Raw genomic sequence first — 26,679 nt, forward strand, 5'->3', positions numbered from 1 at the left:
CTAGGTTTCTTTAAATAATTCATCAATTCGTTCCATTTCAAGTTCAATATAACGTCTCACTAATTCGATGCCTATAAAATTTCTATTATAACGAACTGCAACTTTTGCAGTTGTGCCACTTCCCATAAACGGATCTAATACAACATCTCCTTCATCACTTCCACATAAGATCATCCTCGTTGCAAGTTTCTCTGGGAACGTAGCATAATGTTCTATTCTAAGTGGTTGCTGATTCACTTCCCAAACGCTGCGTACGTTGCGATAGAGCTTGTTCTGTTTGCATTTGTGTCTTCTTCCTGATTGTGGTGTAGAACATCCTTTACTCCCCCTAGGATTGCTTGTATCCTTTGTTTTCATCTTTTCTTTTAATTGATGAAACTTGTAGTATTCATTTTTAGAAAACATATAGATATTTTCATGTTCGACAGTGAAGCGATCCTTCACCGCACTTGGCATCACATTATTCTTTTTCCAAATAATTTCATTTCTACATATCCATCCATGATCAATCATCTTTACCATGAATCGCTGTGGAATCCCAGTTAAACTTTTTCTTCTGATACTTTTATCTTTATAAGTCAGAAATGATTTACCAGAACCTTTATTACTTACCTGTTTATCATTATCTTTTGGTTGATATCCTTTACCATTGTTAGATCCATAGTATGTATCAGCTAAATTAACAAATAGCACTCCATCATCTTTTAATACACGTTTACATTTTTCAAAAAACAGTATCAACTCATCAATATAATCATGCGGTGTTTCTTCCTGTCCTAATTGATTTGGATGATTCTCATAATCCCTCAACCCCCAATAAGGTGGACTAGTAATAATTAGTTGAACGCTGTTATCCTCTAGTTGATCAATAACTTCTCTTGCATCTCCTTCATGTAACCTGTTAATCATTAATATCTACCTCTTTTTATTAGACTTACTTTCTATATGTAAAACTTTATAATTATTTACAATTGGCTCATCTATAGCACATCCAGCTGTTGTTCCCGCAACTTCGAAGCAACCATTTGGACTTGTTAGAACTAAATCTTCCGGATGCTCTATAAAACACAGGGATATAAGGACTAGAGTATCTGGAACTTCTATAATATTTGTAATTTTTATAAACATTGCAATTTTTTTTGAAGGTTCCTTGAAATTTATATCGGATGTTTTTTTGAATTTATAATACATAAATGTATCAATTGTGATACTGAAATAACTACATAAATTTGCGATTGTTTCAATTGTAGGATTTTTTGATTTCCCTGATTCAATATTGCGAATAATACTTTCATCGATTCCAATTTCTTTCGCTAATTTTGTCTTGCTTAAGTTACGACTTTCTCTTAGATTTTTGAGATTTTCTTTTATGTTAGATCCTTTCATAACTTTACTCTTTCCAAATCCCTAATTTATTTTCTTCAGCATAATCCTGCAAACTGTATAACTCATCAGTGTATCGATAATCACCATAAATATAATCTACAGTGGCATACCCTTCACCTACAAGAGAACGTTGTAGTAGATTACCATCTACCCAAACCCACGCCAGTATCCGACTATATTTATCCGTTCTATTTGATTCTTCATATTCTAATTCGATTTCTGTCGCATTACTGAGCATTGAACATGTATATTCACTCGCTTCTTCTCCATAGAATTCCTTCCCCTTAGTTGGATGCTTTGTTTCTGGTGTATTCACCGCAAGAAATCGTACCGTCTTTTCTTCACCATCAATCATCAATTTTGCAGTATCTCCATCTACACATGCAGAGAATGCAATTCCATTTTGTGTGGTTGTACTTGAAGTGTTTTTATCCAAATAATCTTGCATATAGAAGAATATTCCTACAGCAATTACCAATAAATACGATTTTTTACTTAATCGCTTTAATATGCTCTGTTTTGTTTTCTTTTTCATCTTTACTCTCCTTACTTATTTTTGTGATGGTTGCTACAATCCCCTTGGAAGAAATAGTTAATACAAAACAAAATGCTGTAACAATAGCAGCTGCAATAACTGCATAGAATTCCATAAACGAATCTGACCAATCCTCTACATATTTTTCATATACTTTCTCTAGGTTTTCATCCTTCCATTCTTGAAATGGCATATCCTTTTCATCACTTTTAATAACCAGTTGCCAAATATTATAATATTGATATTGTGCATAGGTATCCTTTGTCGCAAACATTGATGAGTCATACTTATCTTGAATATAGTACTCTACAATTTCACCTTTTAAATAGGTATTGTCATCCACCCAGTCAAGAGGTTCATCACTCGAATAGATCAATTCACTTGGTAATCTATTGTTGGTAATTTCGTAGTTATATATGAATGAATCATTCTCATAAATTCTTCCAACATAATCAATTTTGAATTGTTGTTTATCGGAAGCAAACTCATACACTTCTACATCTTTATAAAACGCATCATATGTTAGAGGCACTGGTTTTACTAAGTTATAAAATAGTATGCCAATTGCAATGCATCCTGCAAAAAGAATAAGTTTTAGTAGGTTTCTTTTGCACTTTCTCTTCATATTATTCATACGCTTTCCTTTTTAAGATAAAGCATCTTCGAATCTGTTCATCGCCACAACTAAATATTTCTCCAACTGGTTCTAAATCTACATCTCTTTTTGTTTCAGTAATAATGTAGTTGCATTTACTTTCACATTCGATGGAATCACCTGCTTCAATTAATACATTTGTTGGTGTTATAAAATCACATGCTGCTATATATTCATCGCCAACTTCTATTTCATAGTAACCTCTACGTAGTGAGCTAAGTATTTCTGGATTGATATACATCATTTTTTCAAATATAGATTTACTTGACCCTTTTTCTCCTAAAACTAACTCATAATTCTTATGATTCACACGATAAAGTAATTCAATTTCGTATTCTTCCCACGCTGATGCTTGCATAAACTGGGGATAATAACATTCCACTGCATTTTCTACTATGAGATTCATATCATGCAGCGCAATACATAACCCTACATCATAATGATCTACAACCACACCAATGTAAGTCCCAATTCGAACCATACCGCATCTTGGTACATCAATATTCACCTTTACTATGTCACCAATTAGGAAACCTTCACCATTTCCTTCGACATCTAGTTCCGATACTCTCACATCTCCATTTTCCATAAAATCGGCAATGGCATTCATCACTCTAGAGTTTTTTATTTCAGATACAGCTACGCTGATTGCTTTAAATCCTGCATTCAATTCTTCCCCTGATAAATTCCACTTCTTCATTAGATTATTCTTTTTCATCAATTTTCCCCTTTACCCTTTGATGCATCTGACTCATTAGATTCTGGTATATTTTGAAGGTTCGCAAAATCGATATAGGAATCTCTTTTCAAAAGCATATTGGCACGTACTAATCTCTTACAGTAATCCAAAGCAGCTGCACAATCTTCCTCTTTCTCGAATGTTTGAATTTCAACTTCTGCTGTACTACCATAAATAATTCCAATAAGCACATAGCATTCAATCTCTGCATTTTTACTATACCCTTTTCGCTTTGCATGGTACTTTAATCCACTTACTTCATATAATCCATTTTCATTTTCTATATAAATCATTTTTATCTTTTCCTTTCCACTTGTTTAATTTCGAGACTTTCAATCAATATAATCGAGAAAATCATCAAACTATAAATTCCTGCAAAGTTTCTTATGTTACTCTCTATGATGGATAATAGTGATAATCCTGAATAAAGGAAAACCGCTAATACTAATGCACTTATTAAAGTCTCTTTCCAAGATACTTTGTTGTCGTCGTTCATTTCATCACTCCTTTAATTTTTTTATAAAAATCTATTTAGTTTCAATCATGTTATGATCTGAATCTTTTTTAAATTTAAGTTCACCTAAATTGTTAGATCCTAATTGCCATTCCAGCTGCTGCTCAAGCAACTCATCTCTAAAATTTATATAGTCATCGCCCATTCGGTCTAAGAAACCAAATGGTAAAGTGGTGCATATTAAATTATCAGCTTGATCAGTTATGATGAGATTATTACTCTTGTTATCTCTAATAAACATTGCTATCTTACGAGCTGTTAATTCAAAATACCATTTCTGTCTGTAATATCCATTCGCATCAAGAATGTATCCTATTGCCTTCGCCATCTAATTCTCCTTTTTCTTACTACCATTGCTATACTCTATGAATCTAAGTCAAGCCATTCCAGCATTAATTCAATTGATTCGAAGTTTCCTATAAACATAAACCAATCATCAAATTCTTTTTGCGAGAAAAGTGGCCGAATTGCTCTTACGAGCATTTGTCTGCTTTTTTTTCTTTCTCCAGTAATATCTTCCCAAAAAAATTCTAATGTTATTTTGTTTAGATGCATTAATTTGAGTGTTGAAAGTAAATCTTTAGTTTTAATAGATTTATACCGAGCACCCTTAATATTTCTTGATTCTAGATAGCATTTTATTACAAATCTCAGGTCAGCCTCTGTAAATGAATCATAGTTAATTGGTTCTAAAAGTTTTATCTTTTCCTCCAATTCTAGTCGTTTTAACTCTCTGTGTGTTAGTGAGTACTCTATGTCTGCTTTATCTTTTTTCATCTAATTCACCTCGTTTCTTGAAAATCAATTTGTATGTGTCGATACTTCAATCATCAGGATATTTTAAAACTCAATGATTTGGTACAATGTCCATAACTATGAATCATCTCCTTGAAGCAATTCTGCATGTTGTTGTTTCGATAATTGTAGAATTCTATAAGTTTCACTATATGGAGCAGCTGCATTCGCAATAATCCGGATTGCTGTCATATGAAGATGTTTTGCTTCATCATTGATATCCATCTTTGATATCATATTTATAATTTCTTCTGTGATGCATAAAATATCCTCTTCCGATTTCTTTTCACATAACTCGCTGTAAAATCGTTCTGCATTTATAAAATCCATGGACTGACCATTTTCATTAGAAACATAATTTCCATTATCGTTATAATCATTCCCTTCACTGATCCATGTCTTTAGTTCTATAAGTTCTTCATGAGTTATATCTACTTCAATCAAATAGTCAAGTAGAGCAAGTTCCACATCTATTTTTAATTGAAGAAATTCATCTTGTTTGTAGTATTCATTCATAGGTATCTCCTTCGTATAGTCTGTAGTCATTGTTGATATGGTGGGAAATCAATGCTTTCTTGACGTATATCATAAAAGCTACTAGTTTTTTTGCAACGCCCCTAGGCGCTGTGATTTAATTTAGCATTATCTCGCTTGATTCCAGCCATTCTGTGAACCGTTTTTGTTCATCATATCTAATATATCGAGTAAATATTGTTGTGTTTAAATTGGACAATAACTCATCCATTATTTCTTTCAATTCCTTTTTAAATTGCCATGCATGTGTCCTGATGTACTGTAAGTCTCTTGTAACCATGCTTTTATCGAGACCTAGCTTATCTGCAATATATTTATTGCGTCTACCATCTCGTTTCAATTCAATTACACGTGTACGTCGCTCCAGTATCTCCTTTTGCTTAGGTGTAATATTAAGCAACTGCATCTTTCGCTTTCGTTTTTGATACGATGCATCCTTTAGTTTCTTACTGCGTAATATCCTCAAATGTTTCTGTTCCTCTGGCGTGATACCTCCCCCACCTTGCTTTGACATTTTCTCAATGATCCATTTAATACCAGGACGTCGCTTTTTGCCTGCAGGCTTAGTATTATGTACGAGTTCCTTTTCATCTAAGGGAACAAGAAACATGTCATTATACTTTCTTGCATACTTCATTTCTTCCTCTGGAGAGGCTCCATACCACCTGCAATATCGTCTTACTAAGAAAATCAGTGTTTCACGATACCCGTCGCGTATCTTTGCTTTGTTTCTAAGACTGATCAATCGTTCGAAATCATCAAAGATTGCTAGAGCATGTTTCTTTTGTTTATGATTGAATACTTCCTCATTTTCCATAAAATGAAGTTGTATCTGTTTTTGACGTTTTCGGTTCTTCACAGCTCTTTTCTCCTTATGTACCTTCACTTCTTCTTGGGTATAAGGAAATAAGTGGTAGAATTCTTCTATCTTGTACTGGGTATCATGTAGCTCCAGCACTCTCACCTCTTCTTGCACTTTGGAATTATAAGTTCCCGGAATCCGAATGATTTGCGTTACATTCATTGCACGTGCATCCATTCCATACTCTTCGAATAAAGCACAAAATGTCTTATAGATACTCTTATATGTGCCTGTCATCTTTCTAGAACAATGTTTGATGGTATAGATGATATATAACCCTCTACCTGAATCAACAACTGCTGTAGGTGGAAGAGGCAACTTATCTTTGAGCACTTCATACATCTGCTCTGCAGTGTAATTCTCATATTCTTTAATTTTGTAGTAATCAAAATCTAGTGCAAAAGCATTTAAATGCCAGACATCATCTTCAATCTTTTTCCTTCCTCGAAAGGAGTTAATACTGAAATATGCATCATCTTCTTCTCGACTTAGAATGCCATCCACATGTGCATAAAACTCATCTTCATTAAATACTTGATCATAGAAATAACTCTTATCTGGGAAAATTACAAAATCATTGCTGGGATCCCAGTTCTTGGTAATTGCTATATGACATTTTTCATCAATCCCTTCATGAATCTTTCGAAGAAATTCATAATTTATATTCTCCATCATCAACCTACACCATCTTAAAGGTCTCAACATTTATTAGTTCTCTATAAACCTCTATTATTGTCCCGTCATCCTCTTTCTCTAAAATTGCCTTTTTCACATTGCGATCAACCAATTTGTATTTGTCTCCCTTCTTTAAAGCACCGTTATTCTTAGTTTCTTCGTCATGAAGCCAATAAAACGTATCTGATATTACTTCATATTCGTTTCCTATCGATACAGGAAGTTCCTGAGCCACTTGAATGTTAGCCACAAATCTCATATTCCATTTCATATGACTTTCTTCTCTTGTAGATCCATAACCTCCCTTTCCTTCACACTTCATGCAAGAAACGTAATACAACCATTCTTCTGCATGCGAATATAATTCTTGGTTACAATGATTAGTAGTTAAGTTTACGCTCCCACAAAACGGACAAGGGTTTAAATTCTTATTATCCATATTCCTAACCTCACTTTTATTTTCTTTATTTGATCACTTCATAATCTGTTATTACAAATGACTCATTTTCATATGTATCATTACTAATTGTTGTAATATCAATAACGCTTCCTTCCTGTAGTTCTTTTAATCGGTACAGTTCTATACCTATCGTCGCATCTTCATAAGCCCACAAACCGTCTTTTAAAGGCTGCAACAACAAACGAATATGCGCTTCATGATAAGTTGATGAATCATGGTGGATAGGCACATTCACCCCACTTCCTGTATTAATAAACGTAGTATAAGAATCATCTTCTACTCTTGCAGGTGAATACATAATCATTAGTACCTTGCAGTTATGCGTTGTGTAGGTTCTGAAATCACTCTTTCGCTCTCCATGCACAGCTAGTACAACACCAGCAACTGTGACATACAGCACAACTACGGTAAATATTGTAAATTGGCTATTCTGATAGTAATTGTTGTATTCATAGAGCAACACGGGAAGTGACAATAGTATATTTACCGAAAAGTAACCAATAATTGTCCATACGATTCGCTTTAAGAAATTTTTTATATTCTTATCGCTAGATACATCAATCAATACCACTACAATTACAACCATCAATAAGATGATCGTTCCTAAATTTACAAACCAAGCTAAGAAGGTATATGTATTTCCAGTTAACGCTTCAACAGCCTCTAATAATCCTAATGGCAAGAATAATATCCCACTTATCAATACATCAATAAAATATTGTAGAAATTCCATCTCATTCTCCTCCAGTTTCTTCCCTTACTTTTTGTTGATAATCATCAAATCTATTAGAAAATAATTCATATGATTTACTTCTGATTTCTTCTACGTTCACTTCTTCTTCCAATCCTTGTGAATAGTAGTAATCAATTAGAGGAACTTGAATTTCTATTCTTTGATGTCCTCTTGTATAAGTAACACTGTATGTTGTTGACCCTTCTTCTACTGGTTCTTCTAAATCGAGTATATATGGAATGTAGCAGTTATACACAGATGATTTTGAGTTGCGATATATCTTATCGAGTAAATTCTAGATCCATCACGTTTCCAATCCATAACTGTTACCTCATCTGTAGCTGTTACAATGGTTGCTTTATGGTCTTTAAATTCTTCTTTAATCATTTCTATGATTTCTAAATTATTCATCATCTTTCTCCTTTATATAGAACCGGTCATCACAGTATAGTTGTGCGACAGCATATCCTTTATTTTCATCACTTCGGAACTGAACCATTTTATATTTTTCTTTGATCCATGTTTTATGTACTGTTCGCCATATTCCATAACGTTTATCAAATACTTTTAAACCTTTCTTCAATTCTTCATATTTTAGTGATCTATATGCTCCAGTATTCATTGGTTCGATTGTTTCATCATCTACAATTTGAATACATTGGATTTCACTAAAAAATCTTAAATCTGTTTTCCCATCACCATCTATGATCGTTACTACATGCCTTTCAAAATCAGCTTCTTTAACTTTTACTCTTGTATTAGTAGTTTTGTCTATTGCTAATGATGAGATTCTTCCTTCTTCCAATAGTATTTCTCTTTTCATCTGGTTCTCCCTGTGCCTGGTTTACTTTCCAATATCAATCTATGTTCCAAATTCTTATACCTTCCTTAGTCTTTTGGGAAACTCTCTTTTCATATTTGCTTCACCAACTATAGAAATTAAACTATCTTTCATAAACACTGGAACATTAGCTCTGTTGGCTTGATGAACAATATGATCAATCCATTCTTTTTTCGGAATTACTTTACCTTTTCTGTTTCCAGTTTCAGCACCGATTATGATCCAATGAAATCCAACTTTTAAAGGTAGAAAACTAATTCTATCTAACATAGGTTCGATTGATATAAACCTATTAACCTCATTTATATACATTGTCTTTTGATATAGTACGTCCATTCTTCTTGTCTCATTAGTATTTGTTACAGTTACCCCAAACCATAATTTATGACTTGGATAATTATGATTCAGCATATACAGCATTGCACTTGCATCAACGTTTAACTCTTCTGGTCTTTTGGTTAAAAATAAGTAATTATGCTTAGGATGACATTCGATTTTACTTAATAAACTGATAAATGGTGCTCCTTGCCAATCTGCAATATCACTCATACTATTCATAAAGATGTTCTTTGGTTCTTTACTATCTTTTAATTTCATTAACTGATTAGGAAAGAATTGTGGCGTGCTCCAATCATCAATCCATCCAAATCGATCGTTCATTCTTTTCGCATAACAGTAAGGACACCCATGGGTGCATCCAATAACTGGGTTTATCGTTACATCACACCATTCTATTTTTGTGTTATTCATAATTGTTAATTCCTTTCATGTGTAATGTTGTAAGTTTAGAAGAGAGTTAATTTCTCATCACTCAAGATTCTTTCGCCTTTGTAATTTACAACTCTCTGAGATCCATATATTTCTCTATACTTTGAACACACTGGATCACTTAAGTTGCCTATGATGTTACCTACATAGTCTTTCAACCAAAATCCAAGACTGTGCATTTCTAGACAACCACCAGCAGAAACTACATCATGTACAAATTCAATATCTTCTATATAATTATTTGTTTTATCTGTCATATCCATAATAGATCCTCCTTTTTCCCGAATTAGGAACTTTACGCCTTGATTATTCTGTATAATTTGATATAATGTTCATGTAAACATGACGAAAAGCTCTGGTAAACTACCATAAAATTTTGGTTCATGTTAAATCTGTAATCTAATTCGATGGATGCCAATCTCAGGAATTAGATTTTTTTATTTTACATGTCATTATTCTCAATAAATAATTCACTAACTGGACAGTTAACATAATCTGCCATGATTGCAATCATAGGTAGATTAATAGCTGTTTTCTTTTTTTGTCTAGCTATCTTTAGAAACCAACTAACGTCCTTTCCAGTATCTCTAGCAAAATCTGTTTTTGTTTTATTACACTCTCTTAGTTTTTTTAGAAAATTTTCATAAAACACATTTGTTACTTCATCAATCCTTTGTTCTTGTTTTTTGTTCATTGGTCACCTCCTTATATAGCCTCATATAAACAAAAAAGAGACTCTTTGAAGTTGCATAAGCAATCTTCAAAGAGTCTCTAATTCTCTTCAAATGGTGGTCCCGGTCGGAATCGAACCGAGAGTTTAATTTATCCAATACTTAGATAAATATATCACTTTTTTCTATATTTATATTATAGTTCTTTAAAGTACATCTGTCAATAGTTTTAGGAAATAAAAGTTAGTTTTTCATCAAACTACGGTTGATAATGCTTCTATGAGCAAATCAGTAACAGTATCAAATTCTTTTTCAACATCTGAACAAGGCTTAGATAAAACTACATACTTACCACTCATTCTCGATTGAGCATACCATGATAAATCATAATCTCCAAATATTACATAATCAGTTAAGCCTTCTGGTAATCCATCAATATCATTATTATCATAAATATTATTTTCAATTTCCTTATTTAGGCTGTAAAAAAACAATCCATTGAAATTGAACTTGTCAACTTTCTTTGAAAATTCAATATATACTTCAGGAACAGGTAATTCAGAAAACTTTGCTTCCCACCATTTCCTAAAAACGTCTTCACTTCCACTTTTTAAATCTTTGTAAATAGTTGAACCAAACTTTCTCTCTATTTCATCAATACATTCTATACTTTTGCATAGTTCTTTACTTAACATCATATCATTCATAATTATCTTCCTCCGTTATAATAGTAATTCCCTTTTAACACTGGCCAATCAAGTGTTATTGACATTCCAGGATCTAAACATTGTGTAAGTGAGTTTTGATAAGCTGTAATAGTTTTGTGGTATGGATCATTCTTTATTAATACAAGATTGCTATAATCATTCGTACCACCTAATTTTAATGGAATAATATGGTGTACCTGATACCCTTCTGGAACATAACCATTTTGCATTCTATAAATATCTTTATCTGTAAAACCCATTGAACTTAAATCAGAGCTATAGGTATTTGCAAAATCCTTTATAAATTGATTTCTGATTCCATTATAATCTTTTTGCAACTGAATATAAGTCTTATCATCTGTTTTAGTTAATGTGATTTCCTGTGTTTTCACTCCCTTAAGTTCTACAGCAGTTTTATCTTTTCCTAACTTATATACAAAGTTACCTTGTTCTTTTTTTATCATTCTTTCTTTATATGTCGACCAATATATTCCTATACCAGTATTAACTCCATAACTTAAAAGTGCTGACTTTCTTTGCAGAATTTCAGTATCTGTTAATTTTATTCCTGAATAATAATCAATTCCTTCTCTTGCTTCCCAAGCCATTTGTGAAAGATAATCAATATCTTTTGATTCTCCAAATATTACTTCTTTTCCATATAAGTCTGCCATCTCATTTAACCATAACTCATACTTGTCATTAAACTGTATGTCTTCTTGACTAATGTATGGTGGATTATCTAACCACATCATTTTCTGTTGTCCATAGATATCAACACTTACATATTGCTTTTTCTCAAATCCTTCTTTAAACACTTGACCTTGCAATTCAAGTTCTTGCTCACGCATTGTTGTTCTATATTTTCTTTCATCTGCAATTTTATTAATCTCATTTGCCCAGCTTAAATCTAATCCTTTGATATTAAATGATTGGGTCAATTCATCATACCCTTTACCACTTTCCACCAAAGTTAATCCAACTTCCACTTTATCAATTAGAGAAAGTACGTCATCAAATATTCTTGGTGATTCATGATTAAATGCTCGAAAGCTAGCTAAGCGTTGCGTTAGTGCTCTCAGTAAGCGCTCCATTGCTTCAATGTTTTGCTCCAAGTACCAGTCCATGTATGGAAGCCCTTGTTGAATTGAATCTAACAAATAAATATAATTCTTACATTGTCTAATTTGTTCCTCTAATTTATGCTCTTCTATATTTCCTGTATATACGTCAGATTCATACATTAATGGAAACATGTAATGTGCATTCATTAATGAATTACTCACTAACTTTAGTCCTCGTGATAATGGTGTGTATACACTTAAGAAATACTCCTTATTTGAATCATAAGCTTTTCCACTTAACTCGGAATTATAATACGCCTGTATTACATCATCTATTTTACCTGCATAATTGCGATAAGCAACTGCTAGTTTATTTGCATACTGCGTTTGCGTTTGGACTTCATCTAAATACATATTAATCGACATAAGTATCTTCGTCCTTTACTTCTATATTCTTTAATTGCTCAAACAGATCTTCCTCTTTTAAATCAAGTTTCTTTTTTTCATATTGTAACTCATCTTGAGTTTCTTCTAACTTTTGCATACTTTGATTTTGCATAGTAATAATATCTGAATTTAACATTTCAATGTCTCTATTAAACTCATCACTGTTATCATTTGATAGCAAATCATCTAAAAACCTTCTTTGATCTTGATATAGTTCATTTAGTTCTTCTTTATGTACACCAAGTTTTTTCATCTTGTTTATTACTATATCTGACTCATCTTGAATAAACTGTAATTTTCCTCTGTATTCTTCATTCATAGTTTCGCCTTTCCTAAAAGTTTTTCTTTAATCTATGTTTGAATTCCGTATCCACTGCATCAAAAGCATTTCCTAGCATAGATATCTTCTTACTATCTTTCTTAAATGCTGCAGCAAGACGACTTACACTACTTGTTGTTCTCTGCAAACTATTCTTTGCTTTTTTGTTGCCTTTTACATTCGTTTTAGTTGCAAGCATTGAATCATTTTCAACACCTAAACCTTGATTAGCAACGGTAGCCATATCTTCGCTAATCTTTCTGGCAACTCCTTTATTACTTTTTAATGTTGTCATTTGCCCCTCCCTCCTGATATTGTCTAAATTATAACAATATCATTATTTATTTTCAATCATACATATTGCTATGAGCACATGTGGTCAAATTATAACAAAAGAAGTAAGTACAGACTATTTCAAACTCACTTCTTCCTCAGTTGCTCTAACATTGGAACATTATGTTTCACATTAAAGCTTACATACATACACTTAATTATTTCTTTAATACTAACTTCCTAAATTATTTTTGCAATAATAAATCACACAATACACCATGAAAGCCTTCATCATCTATCAACTTTTTCGTAACTTCTCTAATAATATTTTTATACGATATCTTCTTGCTTTCTAGTGACGATAAACATTTATTTATATCATCTAAATTATAGCCTATTGCTTTCAAAACAGTGACATTTGCTTTTCTCTCAGCTGAGTTCTCTCCTAATGAGCTAATTAAAAATTCTTCATCTATTATATCTACACAAGCATCTGACGTTGACTTAAAGAGATGACTATATGTTTTTAGAATCTCTGCTTCAGTGTTTCCTAATCTTTCCGCTACAGCTTTCGCTGGAGCACCTCTATTAATTAATAATGATGCATGGCTATGTCTTAAACTATGTAGTTTTATCTTGGGCAATTCAGCTAGACTAGTAACCTTATGAAATTTTCTCCTAACCATTCTTATATTGATTGGTGAGTATCCCCCAAATAAGAAAGGGGCACTTTTAGGATATCGTTTTTCAAAGTAATCAAGATATTTACTCATAATCCTTTGCATTACTATGGGCATTTTTATAAGCCTAATTGAATTATCGGTCTTGGTCGTTGTTACTATATATCCAGATGATATTTGCTCTTTCGTGCAAAATGTACATGTCTTATTTATTCTTACATATTCGTTATCGATAATATCAGTTCTGCGTAAAGCCAACGCTTCTCCTACCCTGAATCCCATATAATAAAGCATTGATGTGATTACCAAATACGGATAGTCAACAGGTCTATTTTTTACTAATCTTTCATAGCCACTATATATTACTTTCCATTGTTCTGGTGAATAGTACATAATATCCTGCTTTATTCTGTCTGGATTTTTATATTCCCTAATATTTGTCACTGGATTCTCCTTTACAATCTTTTCTCTAACGGCCCAATTGTATATCTTATTAATATATGCTCTAACTTTATTTGTATAATCTATTGATAAATGCTTATGTATTGGATCTAATATTTCCACTTCAATAAGTTCAGTTGTAATTTCTTCTAACTTTAAATCTAGCCAATTTACAAATACTTTTTTTGTATTGCTGTTTGTAATTTTTGTTGCTGTTTTTATATCTCGATATTTTTTCGTATCATATGCATTGATTAAATCATTTAATGTATTTATATTTTGTTCTTTCATCTTTTTCTCCTTTTTATAGCCCTCTTTTTTTCTTTCTACTTAATGCATAAAATATCTATCACATTTTCTCACCCCTCCCATACGCTACCAATTTACTAAAATCAAACAAACGTGTAAATTAATGGATAGAAATTGAAGATAAATATATGCTTGTAAGTAAATGAGTAATTAGTCATATACTCCCTACTAAAGGTTATTAAAATTGACTTCTTATTACTTTCTAGCTATAATGTGGATAGTGGTAAAGGATATTACCAAAAGAAAAGGACATTGTTGCAAGCAATGTCCTTTTATTGTGCAAGTGGCAAAGGATATTAATTAATTATTATGCTTAATTATAACAATAAGTAAACAAAGTACAAGGATAACCTCGTACATAACAATAACCTCTGACTACCACCTACACAAAGAGTTACTTCTGTCATAGAAGATACCTCCGCTATCAATTTTACTATATTTCTTTTTAAAACCCAATCTTTATTTATCTGGAACATTTAATATGAAATATATCCTATACGATTTTAATATTGTATTTCACTCTTCTCTTATAAGTTACTTGATTCTTTGTCACATCAAACATAATTGCTAATACTGAATCAGGAATATTTAGTTCTACAGCTAGATAAAACAGTTGATCATGATTTATCTCATCCCACTTAATTTTATTATCTTTAATATACCCTTCTGCAATAGACATTTTCAAATTATACCAATCAGCCATCTCAAGCCCTCCATTTTCCTTATACATTATAACTCAGCTGTAATATGAAATATCATTAATTATTAATATTCCATTTATTTCTAAAACGAAAAAGTATTATTGAATGCAAACAACTCACAAGCATCTCCATCCACGAACCAATGAGTTGTTGGTGCGCCCTTTATAAAATCGTTATACAGTTTAAACTCAACTGAAGCAATCTTAACTTTGTATGCAAGTGCTTTATTGTTGTTTGAATAGTAATTAACTTGTAATTTTGTTGAGTGTGATATTTTATGTTTTCTATCTTGGTAGACTATGAATAAAGGTTCTCTTTCATTATTTTGTTCTAATACTACCACATCTACTTTTATCTTTTTCATACTACCCATTATAACACGAAAAAAATACCCTGGTAATAAATACCAGGGTTAAGTGTTTGATGAGATTGTTACATTCTGTTTTGGAATATTCTTTATATTTTTATATTCCTGATCCAACTCACAAGCTAATACAATCTTCTGCCATAAATTCTTTACTCGATCATATTGATATTCAAGAGCTCTTAATAACGGTGCATCTTCTTTTGAATATGTTTTCAGTTTCATCAAATAAACTGGACGAATCAAAAATGAATTATCGGCCACTATTTGAAACGTTGCCTTATTCTTGTATTCTTCAATAAAAGCTTCCTCGTCTTTCATTTCATCATATAAAAGTTCTTTTGTCCAACACGCTTGTTCCTTATCATACATATAGCTATTATTCTTCAAGATTGTCTTGATCATAAAACTATCATAAACATTAATATAGACATATGTTATTTTTAGGTCTTGGTCGACTTTTTCTGTCCAGTTCGAAAAACTAGAAAATTCCTTTTGTATACGATTCCTCATCTTCTGATCAGAATAAGATTTTAAGTCTTCTATTTTAATAATATTCCTACTCAATGACACACTCAATAATTTACGTAAAATCATAAAAAAATCACGATCAGGATGTGTCTCTTTTCGATTGATAATATCAATATGTTCAGTTAATGCAATTAATGCAGATATAAATACATGTCCTGGCTCTCCAGATAAATTATTAATTGTTACTTTCTTTAGCTCAAAATAATATTTTGAATTCTTTTTTACTTCTTTATATGAGCATTCTAAATAAAAATTTTTATATTTATCATAGAAATCAGGGTATGCATGTAATACAACCTCCAGCATCTTTTTTCTTATATAATATAGCATTCATTCACCTCTTTCTAATCTGCTACTTGCTCAAGCAAACTCTGTAGCTCAAAGCGCGATATTTTTGCAGAATATTTCTTCATATATTTCATGAATTCAGGATACCTTCTATCATCTAACAGACTCAAAGCTTCTACATCACGATTTGTAATTTCTGATATCTGATTCATAACTGTTAGAAATGCATCTTCCTTCGATTGATTCTTTAGGTTCAATTCAGGAATAAACGAAACGTTTATAGAAGACTCACTAAATGTTCCATTTTCTTTCCTGATTCGATCTAAGTACTCTTGTATATCCTCAAAAGGCATGTAACTAACATCATAATATTTCACTTCTCTTTGACTTTTATCCCTTGGCTTGGGAGTAAGTCCCCATTCTTCTTTATAGTAAGAAGGGAAGTAAGCTTTGAATGGGTATTTGCTTCTCCTAAACAATAGTCGTATCTCTTTATTTTCCATCCGTAAAATTTCACCTGCAGTCATAAGATAACGATCGGTCATTTGTTCACTTATTGAACTACTTCTACCTGCGTTTGGACCACTATTATAAGTTTTAGATACACTACCTGTTTTTATTGTTTTCGTTCCTATTGATTCTGAAATAGCTTTTGCTCTTTCTTCGTCTGTAGGAGCAAGACCTAAAACGATTTGAGTTGCACAAGAGTTTCGAATAATTTTATCTAAGTCTTCTCCATAATTATATTTAACCTGTGCTTTATCCTGATAAATCAAATCAAACAAGATTCCTTTTTGTCTATCATTTGTCATATCTTTCTCAAATTCCTTAACTGCAGGCGAAACTCCAAACTCATCCCACATAACTTTAACAATTTTAGGAAGAACACCATCATAATGCTTCAAAGCATGATTCGCTAACTGAGTTGTAACCTTTTTTATGATCAACTTTGCAAAAACTAAAAACTCAGGTTTGGTCTCTGGCATATTTATATATAAAATACATTTTTTATCAACTAGATCTCTATATGTAAAACAATTCTTTTTAGTCCCCATTGATATAATTTGTTCAGCCTGTGTATTATTAAATACTTTTAAATCATCTAAAACTGAAGCATAGATATTTGATTCTGTTTCTTCTGTCGCACCCCATGCAGCACCTATGTGTTTCTTTGGCCCAAAGTCTGGTTTCATTCCTTCCAGAAGTCTCTTAATCTTGGCCTCTGGAGAAGATGCTTTTGTAGCTGGTTTACCAGGAAGGTCATTTATATCTTTAATAAGTGATACAACACTTGATAAATGTCGTTCATCAGGTTTACCAAACATACAAACTAATAGTGATACCGAATGAATCAATGCTGAAGAAGCTCCAATAAAAAACTGGTTAACATTGTTACCAGCATCTTTTTTTGTGATAATTTCATCTGCTAATCTCTGTGCAGCGCTCTCAGCTTCTGCTAAATACATTAAGTCTCCAGTTTTTTTATGCATTTCTAACCCTTCGATAATTTCATCAAAGAAATCAATACCAATTGATGAACCAGGATTATCAAAATCAATTACTGGAGTATAATATCCTAATGCTTGAGCATCTGCCATTGTTAGATTCATTACTTCAGGTTTATTCCCTGGTATAATCATGTTTGCTCCAGCCATCATATTATATTGAACATTAGGTATAAAATATGTAGAAGTTTTACCAACTTCTGTAGGTGCTTCAATACTAGCATGTGTGTTACTTGTATCAACAAATACTTCCCGTGTCCTAGGTATATAATGTACTACTCTTCCAGGCTTCCATTCATGCGACATATCTTGAATTTTAGTAGGAAGTTTTACAACTGTATAAAATTCTCTCATTTCCTTTTCTGTCATGAAACGATCTGTACCGTGTTGACCATCTCCAGTTTCTTCAGCTTTAATATTTTTTAGCTTTTTATTGCCACTGGTTGATGCAATACCACCTATAATACAAATCAGGATAATTGCACATCCAATAAGCAAAGGGCCTAGACCTATATTTGCTATTAAATCCATATCAATTCCCTCCTCTTGCTCTCTCTTGCATATGTGTTCTCTTCATTACAAACTCATCTTCTCTTCTTAATGATTGCAAGCGTCTTAGCTCACGATCATTTTGTATGGATCCAGAACCTAAAAAACTCATGAATTGCTGCATTACTTTTGCAGCTGCATGAGCATTGTTAGTTTCACATGTACTTGAGAATTTATTAAAATCTAGATCCTTATCAATTTTTTCATTAAATGATTTATTTAATGCAATAATATCTGATTTTCTTATTGTTGATTTATCTTTCACGTCTAGAAATGTCTCAAGATTCTTTTCTTCATCAGGTCGAATTCGATTTACCTCATCAAGTATCTCATCTACATCCTTATCCTGCAGTAACTGCACTTTTATAACTGCTTTTACCAACCTCTCAGGATCCACATCTCCTTTTATTGAATATCCAGTTTCTAATTTCTTATTTAAAGTTTCTAAATGACTATCTAATAGAAGTTTTTTCATATAATTATTATCCTTAATATCATATGCAGCACGAATAATTGTATTGTGAAAAACTTTACGATCACTCTTTCCTGGATTAATAATTTGATTCAAAAATTTATTAGCATATTCTGCCGTATCCTTTTGATAGAAGCTTGCTATATTCTCTTGAGATTTTACATATTCTGACAATAGTGGTCGCAGCTGATCAGTACTTAGAATCGATGATACTAAATAATTAACCTTTTGCTTTACCTCCGCCGTTTGATATTCATAACTTCTTGATCCAAAATCATTAAGATATGAAGACAATTTCACTATACTGTCTTCCAAGTGATCTTTCAATTCTTCTGATCCAACCTTGCAAGATTCTTTCATCATATCCTCTATTTCTTTTTTATATTCATTTTCTAAATCTTTACGAGTTTCATATTTCAATTCTTTAGCCAACCACATCTCATTAGAAAATATATCATTTGCAAGAGATGATTTAAATTTCTCTATATCCTCACTTGTTTGAAATCCACTTCTTGCTTTTTCGTCCCAACACATTACATGTACATGAGGATGGTAACCTTCATCATGAAATGCAGCACACCATTTAAAATCTTCCTCTGGTATTCCTAAACCTTCTGCTTTTTCATTCATTTTATTTCTTAGTAATGTTTTCCATGATTCCTGATTCTCATAATCAAGTTCTTCAGCGTCTAATCGTGTTAGCGAAATAATATCTCTCCATACATTTCCAGTATGCTCTTGTAGTTGTCTATTATATTCTTCTAAATCTGCATCACCCAACTGATCAAACAATCCATGCGACATTGTTTTGTTAGCTACTACTCCAGGACGCTCAGCGATATAGTTTAAATACCGCTCCTTGCCCATCGCTAATTCTTCCAACATCTGGACTCCTTCATGAATAAACAATGATGCCGTATACATACTTGGATTGTTTTCAAATAGTCCATATTCATCTAATTGTATTAAATCTTTAAATTCTTTTGTCATTTGATCAATTAACTTTAACTGTTTTTCAGTTGGATCATATTGTATAGTTTTCTCATTTAATACTCTTGTTTTTGTCAGCTCATCATAATCTTTATTCAATTCGACTCCATCTCTTGTAGCTATATAGTTTACAGTAAACAGAATTTGCGCTTTATCGCTTGGTTTTAAATAATCAGAAAAAACAATTAGTCTACTCATTATGTTCCTTTAAGAGATCACTGTAACTTTTAGGTTTCACATTATGCTGCAGATCCTCAACTGCTTCTTGTCGATACCGATTTAATAATCTATGAACCTCTTCTTTATCTTCATATTTATTAAAGTAATCTAAAATGATTCTATTCAATATACCAAGATTAATCGCATTCTCCATTGATAACTTCGTCAACCTACCTCCTAGATGATTTTCTGTTCTTTTACAAGCTGCATCAATAATCGATCGAATATGTTCAATCAGATATGGATTATTGAATTCATGAAGATTGTATATATTCGCATAATCCTCTAACACATATGTTAGTACAGCTTTTTTTGTCTTCATCTTTAATCCTTTTGCATCTATTATTTTTTCTAATCTTTCATATAGATCAGCATCTATTTCTCTTAATGCTGCCACTGATATTTTCTTACTCATTTCTTATCCTTTCTTTGCTACTTAAATCATATATTTTTATTGAGTATTCATTTACTTTATAACTGCTTACAAACAAAAAAACTACATGAATATGTAGTTTTCAATGTCTTCTATCTAACTAAGTATATTTCATACGAATCGTATGATGGGTGAGACTGATAATAATAGTCCATTGTTTCGAAAGATAAAGTTGATCCAATAGACAGACTTCCAACGTACGCAGCTACCCCTCCAACAATTTTATTATTATTCTTCATTACAATTATTACCCGTAAAGGAGCAATATCATCAAGAAAAATATTTTCAACTTGTCCTGTAAAATGAGGGTAACCATCGTAATCAAAATAATCATTAGTATTACTTACTTTCAGCGCGCCATCCGTCTCATATAACGTGTAATGAAAATTATCTCTCTTCACAACAGGGGTAAAAGTCACAGTATCCACTATTTTCCCATAGGTGAAGATACTTCCAGTACCTGCTAATTTTTCTCCTGCAGGTGCAAACGAAAAAGAGTCTTTTTGCTCTGCAATAACATGTCCATCTCTATCAAATACAGTTACTTGTATTTGCGGAGTATATGCAATAAATTTATCACTTTCATTCTCAAATATATATGTATAAAGTAACTGTTCATGTTCAATATCTTGATAATATCCTATATCAATAATGTTAAGCTTCTTGTGAGAATTTACAATATTTGTATATTCATCAATTTTCTTATCCCTTATTTCTTTTCTACGTTCTTCATATGATTCACGTTCTTCTTCAACTTGTCTTCTTTCTTCCTCATTATCGGTTCCACTTGAAACTAATAGAGTTAATAACACAACTCCAAGTAATAATACGATTCCTCTTTTCATTTTTTTCCTTCCTTTGTTGCACTTCACTTACGTATAGAATTTAACTTTATATTTATATAAATATTATACAGGATTTGTTTACATTGAAAACGAAACTTTATTTTTTTGGTTTGCGACCTCTCCTGCGTCATCGATAACACGCATTATGAGAATTACAAGCATACGTAAATTTGCACGCAAATTTCCTATCAAGCGACTTCGTCGTGCTTGTAATTTTCATTGACATGCGCGTTATTTTTCAGGTGCAGTCGAGGTCGCAAACCAAAAAACTGCAAACTTGAATGTAATTTAAGAAAGGAGGATTTTTATGCTGACAAAATTTAATATTGCTGGTGTTGTCCAATCATTTCATGTGGACGACAATCAAGAGCATGGTGTACTTCGCATCCAAACGGATGAGAACGAAACCGACATCGTTGACGTTCACGTTTACGACAGTAAAAAAGGCTTACTTGAATTGAAGAACAATTTCAAAAAAGCCACTATCGCAAAATGTGAAGGTTTTATGGAAACTCTTGGTCTTGCCAAAGCAGTACCGCTATCAAAAAATCCATTGCAACAAACGGAACTACTTGTTTACCAACTCGTTGCAAAGTCAATGGAATTTCTTACCGTTGACGAAAATGAAAACGATAGCACAGGCAAATTCAAAGCATAATCACATTGTAGTCATGAGAGTATTCACAATTTCATTTGATAGATTACTTGAACACAATGTAACGATTATTGCCGAAAGCGAACAACACGCAATGGATATATTTTACAAAAATATTGAAGAATATATCTCACGAAAGCCCAACGAAGAATATACAACCATTCACAATATCGTTGTGGAAACAAATTCATTTTAAACGTACAAACGAGGAGGAAATAAAAATGAAGAAATATTATTTTTTAGCAATTGCAGTTAACGAGGAGTATGGTAGTGAACCTAGAATTTACTCATCAACCAAGAAAATCAAAAAGAACGACTATGTCGTAATCCCTAATTATGATGAAGAACCTATCACGGCACAAGTTACTAGCCTTATAAGTGAGATTGACGCAATTACAAAGTATCGTTACATTACTGATGTGATTGATGTTGTAGACATGAAAGCCTATACCGACAAGCGAACTGCTCAATATAAAAAGCAAGTACTTAACGATAAAATGCAAGAACTAATCACTCAACAAAAGAACTTGGATACACTTGAAAAGTACGCAGGTAAGAACCCTGAAATGGCTCGCTTGCTTGAAGAGTTAAAAGCACTGGATGAACCGACTGCAGAACCGCAAGACGAAGACCCAGATACAGAGTAATCCACATATTATGGAGCATGATGTCAGTCACTGACATCTCTCCATTTAAAACTCACTTTGTGAGTATGCAGGATAAATAAAACGCGCAAAAATTGCGCGTTTTAGACCACATCGCTCGGCAGAGCCGAGCGAAATCCCTTTATTCATCAGTGATATTGAAAACTAATGAATGCGCAGATTTATGCGCAAATTGTTATATAACTGCGCATTTTTTGCGCAGTTTCTACCTATAAGTATAATAATCTCCTTTGTTTATCAGCTTTTCCTATGCGCATTTTCATGCACAAATCCTACATCTAGTCAAATGTCAGTCACTGACATATTGTAATTTTATTTATTACTCCTTCTCTATTTTTTCATTTCTTTTATCTATTAACTCTTCATATTATCAATCAATTGCCAGAGATGTCAGTGACTGACACCTCTTAAACCACACTCTCGAAAGTGTAATACCTATATTTTAAAATCATAAACCATGACACCAATATTAGAATTCAATTCGCATATCAAAATTGTAATATTTCTGTCTGTCTCGCATGAAAATCCATTTACTTTTTTCGTTACACGTATTAAAAAAGTAGATATCAATTTACAATATCTACTTAATTTGAATTACTTATTCAATACTTTTTATTTAAATTCCTTTTGAACTACTCTTGTATTTTAGGATAAGAATTCCACCACTTACTATCAACATAGTTATCAAAAGAGATACGTTCGTTCTATCATCCGTACTGGTTGCTTTGACTACCTTATTATCTTTTTTATTATCGTCTACATCAATACCATCAACAACTATTGTTTTCTTTTTTAGATTGCTTATTGCATTTTCAATTGCTGTTGCATATCCATTAACAACTTCTTGCTCAGTAATATTTTTTCCTTTTTCCACTGCTTCTAATGATTTGTTTAATTCATTTACACTAGTATCTGTATAAATGCTCAAATCTGATGGAACTTTTGAAATTGCTTCATTTACTTTTGTATAATCAGCTGACTTATACTTAAGTTGATTTATCGCGGTCTCTATTGCTTTTGCATACCCATCAACAATACTTTGTTCTGTTATATTTTTTCCTTGAACAACTGCATTTATTGCATTATTCAATTCCTTCACACTTTCATCAGTATATATATTCAAATCTAATGGTACTTTTGCAGTTGCAACATTAACTTTCGTGTAATCTGCTGGTTTATATTCCAATTGCTGAATTGCAGTTTCAATCATTGTTGCATAACTATTAACCAAACTCTGTTCACTAGCATCTTTTCCTCGAATTACTCCAACTATCGCATTATTTAATGCATTTGTTGTTTCTACTGTATAAATACTTAAATCAGCGGGTACCTTTCCAAGTGCTTGATCTACAAGAGCGTAATCAGCAGCAAAAGCTTTTAGTTGCCAAGTTAATAATGGATATGGATATTCTGAGTTATTATTTAGAATTCCCCAAGTTGTTCCTCCATTATTCAATGTTGCTAAAAAATCGCTTGATTTAAATGCTTCTAAACTTTTTTCTTCTGTGCTAGTAGTTTGTCCTGTTCCTTGTATAAAGCCGGCATTTGCTTTGTCCCACGTCATTTGCTGAACACCAACAATTCCCAATGCTGAATTCCAATAACAGTTACTTACTGTTCCATCCACTAATGCTATACCTAGAGCAGAAGTTGTATCACCTGTATTTTCAACTATTCCTGATACATAACAATTTATTATTTTATATTCTCCTGATGGATTATCAGGGAAACCATATCCAATAATTGAAACTGCAATTCCTGCAATTCCATTTGTTGCAGCCCCAGGATCCGAAACAGTTAGTTTTCCAGCATAATAGCAATCCGTAATTTCAAAAAGTGAATTATCATATGTTGATACCCAGCCTATGATACCGCCATATTGACCAGCTTGATCTGACGTTATGGAAACAGATGATCCACTCTCTTTTATTGATGCATAGCTCCCATCACTATCATTATATATTTGTCCTACAACTCCTCCAACTGCATCTGCAATTCCATCTGTAAAAACCACCGTTCCCGAAGTATAACATTGGTAAACATTACTATTACCAATCATATCAGCTACAAGCATTCCAACTTCTCCACCATTAGCTATGATATTCCCATCCTTTACAATTATATTGTTTAATTGTACATTTTGAGTCCATCCAAATAATCCATAGAAAAAATTAGTATCTGCTGTTACAGTTAAATTCATAATAGTATGACCATTACCATTGAAGGTAGCACCTGTAAATCTATTACTTCCTCCAATTGGTGTCCATTCGATATTATTTAAATCAATATCTGTGGTCAGATTCAAGATTACTCCATCAAAATCTTCCCCTGCATTCACCAGTTGAGCCAATCCAGCAAATTGTTTTGCATTAAGAATATCGTATGATGTTTTAATATTCGAAGAGTCATACCAAGAAATATCTACTCCTCCATCCCAAACATCTACATTTTGCTCTGTAGCTTGTACTTTGACTTCGCCGCTAACATTCATAAGCATTACTGTAATCATGATAAAGAAAACCGTCAAAATCTTATATACTTTCTTCATAATCTCCTCACTTTCTTCTAAAATAGATATTTTATATATTAATTATACAACACTATTAATATACAGAAAGTACAGTTCATGCCAAAATATTGCAGTTTATGCCTTTTTCATTTTAATCTCATTAACATGTCAACCACTAATATCTCTTAAATTACACCTTTAAATGTCCCGTACATATACTCTAAAATTGGCAACTCTGACAACTCAATTACTTTTATATCCTTTGCTTTAAACTTTGATATTATTCTACTTACACCCTTTTTTATTCCGCCAGGATGCGTGGTTCCACTCTCTCTTAACTTAATGAAAAAACCATGTAAATCATCATGTGCTTTTCGAATATAAAGTCCATCATCATGAAATACAGTATTACACTCTATTAAGTAATTAGTAAATATTGTAATCTTGTTTTCTTTATGAAACATCTTTGAATGCAGTTGTGATAATTTATTTTTAGCTTTCCCTTGATACATCTTTGAGTACATTAAAAAGTGATTTCTTATTTGGAAAAATTCATTTGACAATTCTAGCAAATAAGAGAAATCAGCAACACAATTTACTTTATCTCCTGTATCATCTATCCCTTCATAATATGTCCATATATTTCCTAACTCCTTAATATATTTTCCAGCAATCTTCTTTGCATCATAGATATCTTTAATCAAATCATTATAGATAATCCAACGCATTTCTAACTGCTTATCTCTCTTATTTAAAAACAATGTTATGATAAGTGTCAGAAGCGCTCCTACACCAGCACTAACTAACGCCGTTATTAATTCACTACTCATTCCATTTCCTCCTTTAATGATTAGAAAAATTACTATCATTATCATAACATATATAGGAAAAACATAATTCTTACTTCTGTTTCTACTACTCATAACTTCTTGTAAAAGATGTCAGTCACTGACATCTTGCTCCACCTTACTCTTCTCTTCTGATGCTTCTTGCATTTTATCATATCTACTTCCCTCACTTGAAAATGCAAGATTCTTTTTTCTAACTGTGATTCTCATTATAGTTTGTATTACTAAACACACCATCCACGGAGTTCCAACTATCATTAATTCATTTAAATACTGATTGCTGATCCTAGGTACACTTAAACCATTGATGATTAAAATAACCATAAAAATGGTGATTGGTGATGATGCAATAATTGATAAATAAAAATTCATAAATATTTGTTTTCTTTCTATGAACTTTACGTATGCCATATGTACAAGTGCCAATAAAAACACAAGTGGTAATAGTGTCTGGAAGACATTCAAAAATGCATTATAGTCTTCTTCTATCATAGGTAAGTAGATAAGACCCTTAATCATAATTTTAGCCATCACAAATCCTAAATACATTTTCAAAATCAGACTTATAATATCTATAATCATGTATACTGTATAATACTTTGATTTCCCATAATACAATACTTCTTTACTATATGCTATTATTTCTTTTATTTTCATTTTAAAACCTCGTTTCATTTTCCTTCTTTTAATTTAATAA

At 32.1% G+C, this 26,679-nt stretch carries 37 protein-coding genes; 3 read left to right on the plus strand and 34 right to left on the minus strand.

Annotation, left to right across the window (positions count from 1 at the left end; all coding sequences use genetic code 11):
* The 31 genes from J2S15_RS16075 to J2S15_RS16225 form a co-directional block, all read right to left on the minus strand.
* Positions 1-909 carry a DNA-methyltransferase gene (locus tag J2S15_RS16075; RefSeq protein ID WP_307410169.1) on the minus strand — a complete coding sequence of 303 codons (909 nt, stop codon included), beginning with the start codon at positions 907-909 and terminating at the stop codon, positions 1-3.
* Positions 910-915: 6 nt separating this feature from the next.
* Positions 916-1,386, minus strand: coding sequence for a helix-turn-helix domain-containing protein (locus tag J2S15_RS16080; RefSeq protein WP_307410171.1), 471 nt, complete (start codon positions 1,384-1,386; stop codon positions 916-918).
* A 4-nt stretch (positions 1,387-1,390) separates the two neighbouring features.
* Positions 1,391-1,921, minus strand: coding sequence for a thermonuclease family protein (locus tag J2S15_RS16085; RefSeq protein ID WP_307410173.1), 531 nt, complete (start codon positions 1,919-1,921; stop codon positions 1,391-1,393).
* The gene (locus J2S15_RS16090) at positions 1,878-2,555 is read right to left on the minus strand and encodes a hypothetical protein (RefSeq protein ID WP_307410175.1); all 678 of its coding nucleotides are present in this window, start codon (positions 2,553-2,555) and stop codon (positions 1,878-1,880) included. Before J2S15_RS16090 ends, J2S15_RS16085 begins: the two co-directional genes overlap by 44 nt.
* Entirely contained in the window at positions 2,548-3,294 is a 747-nt protein-coding gene (locus tag J2S15_RS16095; protein WP_307410177.1) for a hypothetical protein, read from the minus strand. Before J2S15_RS16095 ends, J2S15_RS16090 begins: the two co-directional genes overlap by 8 nt.
* Positions 3,294-3,608, minus strand: coding sequence for a hypothetical protein (locus J2S15_RS16100; protein WP_307410179.1), 315 nt, complete (start codon positions 3,606-3,608; stop codon positions 3,294-3,296). The genes J2S15_RS16095 and J2S15_RS16100 overlap by 1 nt, the downstream gene beginning before the upstream one ends.
* Before the next feature lie 2 nt (positions 3,609-3,610).
* Entirely contained in the window at positions 3,611-3,811 is a 201-nt protein-coding gene (locus tag J2S15_RS16105; RefSeq protein ID WP_307410181.1) for a hypothetical protein, read from the minus strand.
* A 31-nt stretch (positions 3,812-3,842) separates the two neighbouring features.
* Complete coding sequence (locus tag J2S15_RS16110) at positions 3,843-4,157, minus strand: hypothetical protein (protein ID WP_307410184.1); 315 nt, start codon at positions 4,155-4,157, stop codon at positions 3,843-3,845.
* Between the two features lie 35 nt (positions 4,158-4,192).
* Positions 4,193-4,606 (minus strand): hypothetical protein, encoded by a 414-nt coding sequence (locus J2S15_RS16115; protein ID WP_307410185.1) that lies wholly within the window; start codon positions 4,604-4,606, stop codon positions 4,193-4,195.
* Between the two features lie 96 nt (positions 4,607-4,702).
* Positions 4,703-5,140, minus strand: coding sequence for a hypothetical protein (locus tag J2S15_RS16120; protein ID WP_307410187.1), 438 nt, complete (start codon positions 5,138-5,140; stop codon positions 4,703-4,705).
* Positions 5,141-5,255: 115 nt separating this feature from the next.
* Positions 5,256-6,692 (minus strand): hypothetical protein, encoded by a 1,437-nt coding sequence (locus J2S15_RS16125; protein ID WP_307410189.1) that lies wholly within the window; start codon positions 6,690-6,692, stop codon positions 5,256-5,258.
* 7 nt (positions 6,693-6,699) lie between these two features.
* A complete protein-coding gene (locus tag J2S15_RS16130) occupies positions 6,700-7,134 on the minus strand; it encodes a Lar family restriction alleviation protein (RefSeq protein ID WP_307410191.1) in 435 nt (144 codons plus the stop codon).
* A gap of 25 nt (positions 7,135-7,159) precedes the next feature.
* Positions 7,160-7,888 (minus strand): hypothetical protein, encoded by a 729-nt coding sequence (locus J2S15_RS16135; protein WP_307410193.1) that lies wholly within the window; start codon positions 7,886-7,888, stop codon positions 7,160-7,162.
* 1 nt (position 7,889) lies between these two features.
* On the minus strand, positions 7,890-8,144 hold the full coding sequence (locus J2S15_RS16140; RefSeq protein ID WP_307410195.1) for a hypothetical protein: 255 nt from the start codon (positions 8,142-8,144) through the stop codon (positions 7,890-7,892).
* A complete protein-coding gene (locus J2S15_RS16145) occupies positions 8,108-8,299 on the minus strand; it encodes a hypothetical protein (protein ID WP_307410197.1) in 192 nt (63 codons plus the stop codon). The genes J2S15_RS16140 and J2S15_RS16145 overlap by 37 nt, the downstream gene beginning before the upstream one ends.
* Complete coding sequence (locus J2S15_RS16150; RefSeq protein ID WP_307410199.1) at positions 8,292-8,711, minus strand: hypothetical protein; 420 nt, start codon at positions 8,709-8,711, stop codon at positions 8,292-8,294. Before J2S15_RS16150 ends, J2S15_RS16145 begins: the two co-directional genes overlap by 8 nt.
* 54 nt (positions 8,712-8,765) lie before the next feature.
* Positions 8,766-9,479 carry a DUF5131 family protein gene (locus J2S15_RS16155; protein WP_307410201.1) on the minus strand — a complete coding sequence of 238 codons (714 nt, stop codon included), beginning with the start codon at positions 9,477-9,479 and terminating at the stop codon, positions 8,766-8,768.
* Between the two features lie 35 nt (positions 9,480-9,514).
* Entirely contained in the window at positions 9,515-9,760 is a 246-nt protein-coding gene (locus J2S15_RS16160) for a hypothetical protein (RefSeq protein WP_307410203.1), read from the minus strand.
* 179 nt (positions 9,761-9,939) lie between these two features.
* Positions 9,940-10,191 carry a hypothetical protein gene (locus J2S15_RS16165; RefSeq protein WP_307410205.1) on the minus strand — a complete coding sequence of 84 codons (252 nt, stop codon included), beginning with the start codon at positions 10,189-10,191 and terminating at the stop codon, positions 9,940-9,942.
* A gap of 231 nt (positions 10,192-10,422) precedes the next feature.
* Positions 10,423-10,875 (minus strand): YrhA family protein, encoded by a 453-nt coding sequence (locus J2S15_RS16170; protein WP_307410207.1) that lies wholly within the window; start codon positions 10,873-10,875, stop codon positions 10,423-10,425.
* A gap of 2 nt (positions 10,876-10,877) precedes the next feature.
* A complete protein-coding gene (locus tag J2S15_RS16175; RefSeq protein WP_307410209.1) occupies positions 10,878-12,365 on the minus strand; it encodes an HNH endonuclease signature motif containing protein in 1,488 nt (495 codons plus the stop codon).
* Entirely contained in the window at positions 12,355-12,705 is a 351-nt protein-coding gene (locus J2S15_RS16180; RefSeq protein WP_307410211.1) for a DUF3958 family protein, read from the minus strand. The genes J2S15_RS16175 and J2S15_RS16180 overlap by 11 nt, the downstream gene beginning before the upstream one ends.
* A gap of 13 nt (positions 12,706-12,718) precedes the next feature.
* Positions 12,719-13,000: a TIGR04197 family type VII secretion effector gene (locus tag J2S15_RS16185; protein ID WP_307410213.1), complete on the minus strand. Its 282-nt coding sequence runs from the start codon at positions 12,998-13,000 to the stop codon at positions 12,719-12,721.
* A 223-nt stretch (positions 13,001-13,223) separates the two neighbouring features.
* A complete protein-coding gene (locus J2S15_RS16190; RefSeq protein ID WP_307410215.1) occupies positions 13,224-14,390 on the minus strand; it encodes a tyrosine-type recombinase/integrase in 1,167 nt (388 codons plus the stop codon).
* A gap of 511 nt (positions 14,391-14,901) precedes the next feature.
* The gene (locus J2S15_RS16195; protein ID WP_307410217.1) at positions 14,902-15,111 is read right to left on the minus strand and encodes a hypothetical protein; all 210 of its coding nucleotides are present in this window, start codon (positions 15,109-15,111) and stop codon (positions 14,902-14,904) included.
* A gap of 80 nt (positions 15,112-15,191) precedes the next feature.
* On the minus strand, positions 15,192-15,473 hold the full coding sequence (locus J2S15_RS16200) for a hypothetical protein (protein WP_307410219.1): 282 nt from the start codon (positions 15,471-15,473) through the stop codon (positions 15,192-15,194).
* A 48-nt stretch (positions 15,474-15,521) separates the two neighbouring features.
* A complete protein-coding gene (locus J2S15_RS16205; RefSeq protein ID WP_307410220.1) occupies positions 15,522-16,334 on the minus strand; it encodes a hypothetical protein in 813 nt (270 codons plus the stop codon).
* 14 nt (positions 16,335-16,348) lie between these two features.
* Positions 16,349-18,328: a type IV secretory system conjugative DNA transfer family protein gene (locus J2S15_RS16210; protein ID WP_307410222.1), complete on the minus strand. Its 1,980-nt coding sequence runs from the start codon at positions 18,326-18,328 to the stop codon at positions 16,349-16,351.
* A gap of 1 nt (position 18,329) precedes the next feature.
* On the minus strand, positions 18,330-20,006 hold the full coding sequence (gene mobP3, locus J2S15_RS16215) for a MobP3 family relaxase (protein ID WP_307410224.1): 1,677 nt from the start codon (positions 20,004-20,006) through the stop codon (positions 18,330-18,332).
* Positions 19,999-20,442 carry a hypothetical protein gene (locus tag J2S15_RS16220; RefSeq protein WP_307410226.1) on the minus strand — a complete coding sequence of 148 codons (444 nt, stop codon included), beginning with the start codon at positions 20,440-20,442 and terminating at the stop codon, positions 19,999-20,001. Before J2S15_RS16220 ends, mobP3 begins: the two co-directional genes overlap by 8 nt.
* A gap of 110 nt (positions 20,443-20,552) precedes the next feature.
* Positions 20,553-21,305 carry a hypothetical protein gene (locus J2S15_RS16225; RefSeq protein ID WP_307410228.1) on the minus strand — a complete coding sequence of 251 codons (753 nt, stop codon included), beginning with the start codon at positions 21,303-21,305 and terminating at the stop codon, positions 20,553-20,555.
* Positions 21,306-21,612: 307 nt separating this feature from the next.
* Between J2S15_RS16225 and J2S15_RS16230 the strand changes: the two genes are divergently transcribed.
* From J2S15_RS16230 to J2S15_RS16240, 3 genes are read left to right on the plus strand one after another with little or no spacing between them, the layout of a single operon-like run.
* Positions 21,613-21,963, plus strand: coding sequence for a hypothetical protein (locus J2S15_RS16230; protein ID WP_307410230.1), 351 nt, complete (start codon positions 21,613-21,615; stop codon positions 21,961-21,963).
* Entirely contained in the window at positions 21,929-22,156 is a 228-nt protein-coding gene (locus tag J2S15_RS16235; protein WP_307410232.1) for a hypothetical protein, read from the plus strand. The genes J2S15_RS16230 and J2S15_RS16235 overlap by 35 nt, the downstream gene beginning before the upstream one ends.
* 25 nt (positions 22,157-22,181) lie before the next feature.
* Positions 22,182-22,607 (plus strand): hypothetical protein, encoded by a 426-nt coding sequence (locus J2S15_RS16240; RefSeq protein WP_307410234.1) that lies wholly within the window; start codon positions 22,182-22,184, stop codon positions 22,605-22,607.
* A gap of 634 nt (positions 22,608-23,241) precedes the next feature.
* On the opposite strand, the gene J2S15_RS16245 is transcribed toward J2S15_RS16240, so the two are convergent.
* From J2S15_RS16245 to J2S15_RS16255, 3 genes are all read right to left on the minus strand, one after another.
* The gene (locus J2S15_RS16245; protein WP_307410236.1) at positions 23,242-25,173 is read right to left on the minus strand and encodes a hypothetical protein; all 1,932 of its coding nucleotides are present in this window, start codon (positions 25,171-25,173) and stop codon (positions 23,242-23,244) included.
* Positions 25,174-25,319: 146 nt separating this feature from the next.
* Positions 25,320-25,964, minus strand: a complete 645-nt coding sequence (locus tag J2S15_RS16250) for a hypothetical protein (protein WP_307410237.1) — start codon at positions 25,962-25,964, stop codon at positions 25,320-25,322.
* Between the two features lie 111 nt (positions 25,965-26,075).
* A complete protein-coding gene (locus J2S15_RS16255) occupies positions 26,076-26,639 on the minus strand; it encodes a hypothetical protein (protein ID WP_307410239.1) in 564 nt (187 codons plus the stop codon).
* Positions 26,640-26,679: the final 40 nt, after the last annotated feature.

Origin of the sequence: Breznakia pachnodae, from assembly GCF_030814225.1 — a bacterium.
GTDB lineage: Bacteria > Bacillota_I > Bacilli_A > Erysipelotrichales > Erysipelotrichaceae > Breznakia > Breznakia pachnodae.

Excerpts from the sequence above, each read along its gene's own strand:
- J2S15_RS16075 (WP_307410169.1), bottom strand. The coding sequence starts at position 909 with ATGATTAACAGGTTACATGAAGGAGATGCAAGAGAAGTTATTGATCAA.
- J2S15_RS16080 (WP_307410171.1), bottom strand. The coding sequence starts at position 1,386 with ATGAAAGGATCTAACATAAAAGAAAATCTCAAAAATCTAAGAGAAAGT.
- J2S15_RS16085 (WP_307410173.1), bottom strand. The coding sequence starts at position 1,921 with ATGAAAAAGAAAACAAAACAGAGCATATTAAAGCGATTAAGTAAAAAA.
- J2S15_RS16090 (WP_307410175.1), bottom strand. The coding sequence starts at position 2,555 with ATGAATAATATGAAGAGAAAGTGCAAAAGAAACCTACTAAAACTTATT.
- J2S15_RS16095 (WP_307410177.1), bottom strand. The coding sequence starts at position 3,294 with ATGAAAAAGAATAATCTAATGAAGAAGTGGAATTTATCAGGGGAAGAA.
- J2S15_RS16100 (WP_307410179.1), bottom strand. The coding sequence starts at position 3,608 with ATGATTTATATAGAAAATGAAAATGGATTATATGAAGTAAGTGGATTA.
- J2S15_RS16105 (WP_307410181.1), bottom strand. The coding sequence starts at position 3,811 with ATGAACGACGACAACAAAGTATCTTGGAAAGAGACTTTAATAAGTGCA.
- J2S15_RS16110 (WP_307410184.1), bottom strand. The coding sequence starts at position 4,157 with ATGGCGAAGGCAATAGGATACATTCTTGATGCGAATGGATATTACAGA.
- J2S15_RS16115 (WP_307410185.1), bottom strand. The coding sequence starts at position 4,606 with ATGAAAAAAGATAAAGCAGACATAGAGTACTCACTAACACACAGAGAG.
- J2S15_RS16120 (WP_307410187.1), bottom strand. The coding sequence starts at position 5,140 with ATGAATGAATACTACAAACAAGATGAATTTCTTCAATTAAAAATAGAT.
- J2S15_RS16125 (WP_307410189.1), bottom strand. The coding sequence starts at position 6,692 with ATGGAGAATATAAATTATGAATTTCTTCGAAAGATTCATGAAGGGATT.
- J2S15_RS16130 (WP_307410191.1), bottom strand. The coding sequence starts at position 7,134 with ATGGATAATAAGAATTTAAACCCTTGTCCGTTTTGTGGGAGCGTAAAC.
- J2S15_RS16135 (WP_307410193.1), bottom strand. The coding sequence starts at position 7,888 with ATGGAATTTCTACAATATTTTATTGATGTATTGATAAGTGGGATATTA.
- J2S15_RS16145 (WP_307410197.1), bottom strand. The coding sequence starts at position 8,299 with ATGAATAATTTAGAAATCATAGAAATGATTAAAGAAGAATTTAAAGAC.
- J2S15_RS16150 (WP_307410199.1), bottom strand. The coding sequence starts at position 8,711 with ATGAAAAGAGAAATACTATTGGAAGAAGGAAGAATCTCATCATTAGCA.
- J2S15_RS16155 (WP_307410201.1), bottom strand. The coding sequence starts at position 9,479 with ATGAATAACACAAAAATAGAATGGTGTGATGTAACGATAAACCCAGTT.
- J2S15_RS16160 (WP_307410203.1), bottom strand. The coding sequence starts at position 9,760 with ATGGATATGACAGATAAAACAAATAATTATATAGAAGATATTGAATTT.
- J2S15_RS16165 (WP_307410205.1), bottom strand. The coding sequence starts at position 10,191 with ATGAACAAAAAACAAGAACAAAGGATTGATGAAGTAACAAATGTGTTT.
- J2S15_RS16170 (WP_307410207.1), bottom strand. The coding sequence starts at position 10,875 with ATGAATGATATGATGTTAAGTAAAGAACTATGCAAAAGTATAGAATGT.
- J2S15_RS16175 (WP_307410209.1), bottom strand. The coding sequence starts at position 12,365 with ATGTCGATTAATATGTATTTAGATGAAGTCCAAACGCAAACGCAGTAT.
- J2S15_RS16180 (WP_307410211.1), bottom strand. The coding sequence starts at position 12,705 with ATGAATGAAGAATACAGAGGAAAATTACAGTTTATTCAAGATGAGTCA.
- J2S15_RS16185 (WP_307410213.1), bottom strand. The coding sequence starts at position 13,000 with ATGACAACATTAAAAAGTAATAAAGGAGTTGCCAGAAAGATTAGCGAA.
- J2S15_RS16190 (WP_307410215.1), bottom strand. The coding sequence starts at position 14,390 with ATGAAAGAACAAAATATAAATACATTAAATGATTTAATCAATGCATAT.
- J2S15_RS16195 (WP_307410217.1), bottom strand. The coding sequence starts at position 15,111 with ATGGCTGATTGGTATAATTTGAAAATGTCTATTGCAGAAGGGTATATT.
- J2S15_RS16200 (WP_307410219.1), bottom strand. The coding sequence starts at position 15,473 with ATGAAAAAGATAAAAGTAGATGTGGTAGTATTAGAACAAAATAATGAA.
- J2S15_RS16205 (WP_307410220.1), bottom strand. The coding sequence starts at position 16,334 with ATGCTATATTATATAAGAAAAAAGATGCTGGAGGTTGTATTACATGCA.
- J2S15_RS16210 (WP_307410222.1), bottom strand. The coding sequence starts at position 18,328 with ATGGATTTAATAGCAAATATAGGTCTAGGCCCTTTGCTTATTGGATGT.
- mobP3 (WP_307410224.1), bottom strand. The coding sequence starts at position 20,006 with ATGAGTAGACTAATTGTTTTTTCTGATTATTTAAAACCAAGCGATAAA.
- J2S15_RS16220 (WP_307410226.1), bottom strand. The coding sequence starts at position 20,442 with ATGAGTAAGAAAATATCAGTGGCAGCATTAAGAGAAATAGATGCTGAT.
- J2S15_RS16225 (WP_307410228.1), bottom strand. The coding sequence starts at position 21,305 with ATGAAAAGAGGAATCGTATTATTACTTGGAGTTGTGTTATTAACTCTA.
- J2S15_RS16230 (WP_307410230.1), top strand. The coding sequence starts at position 21,613 with ATGCTGACAAAATTTAATATTGCTGGTGTTGTCCAATCATTTCATGTG.
- J2S15_RS16235 (WP_307410232.1), top strand. The coding sequence starts at position 21,929 with ATGAAAACGATAGCACAGGCAAATTCAAAGCATAATCACATTGTAGTC.
- J2S15_RS16240 (WP_307410234.1), top strand. The coding sequence starts at position 22,182 with ATGAAGAAATATTATTTTTTAGCAATTGCAGTTAACGAGGAGTATGGT.
- J2S15_RS16245 (WP_307410236.1), bottom strand. The coding sequence starts at position 25,173 with ATGAAGAAAGTATATAAGATTTTGACGGTTTTCTTTATCATGATTACA.
- J2S15_RS16250 (WP_307410237.1), bottom strand. The coding sequence starts at position 25,964 with ATGAGTAGTGAATTAATAACGGCGTTAGTTAGTGCTGGTGTAGGAGCG.
- J2S15_RS16255 (WP_307410239.1), bottom strand. The coding sequence starts at position 26,639 with ATGAAAATAAAAGAAATAATAGCATATAGTAAAGAAGTATTGTATTAT.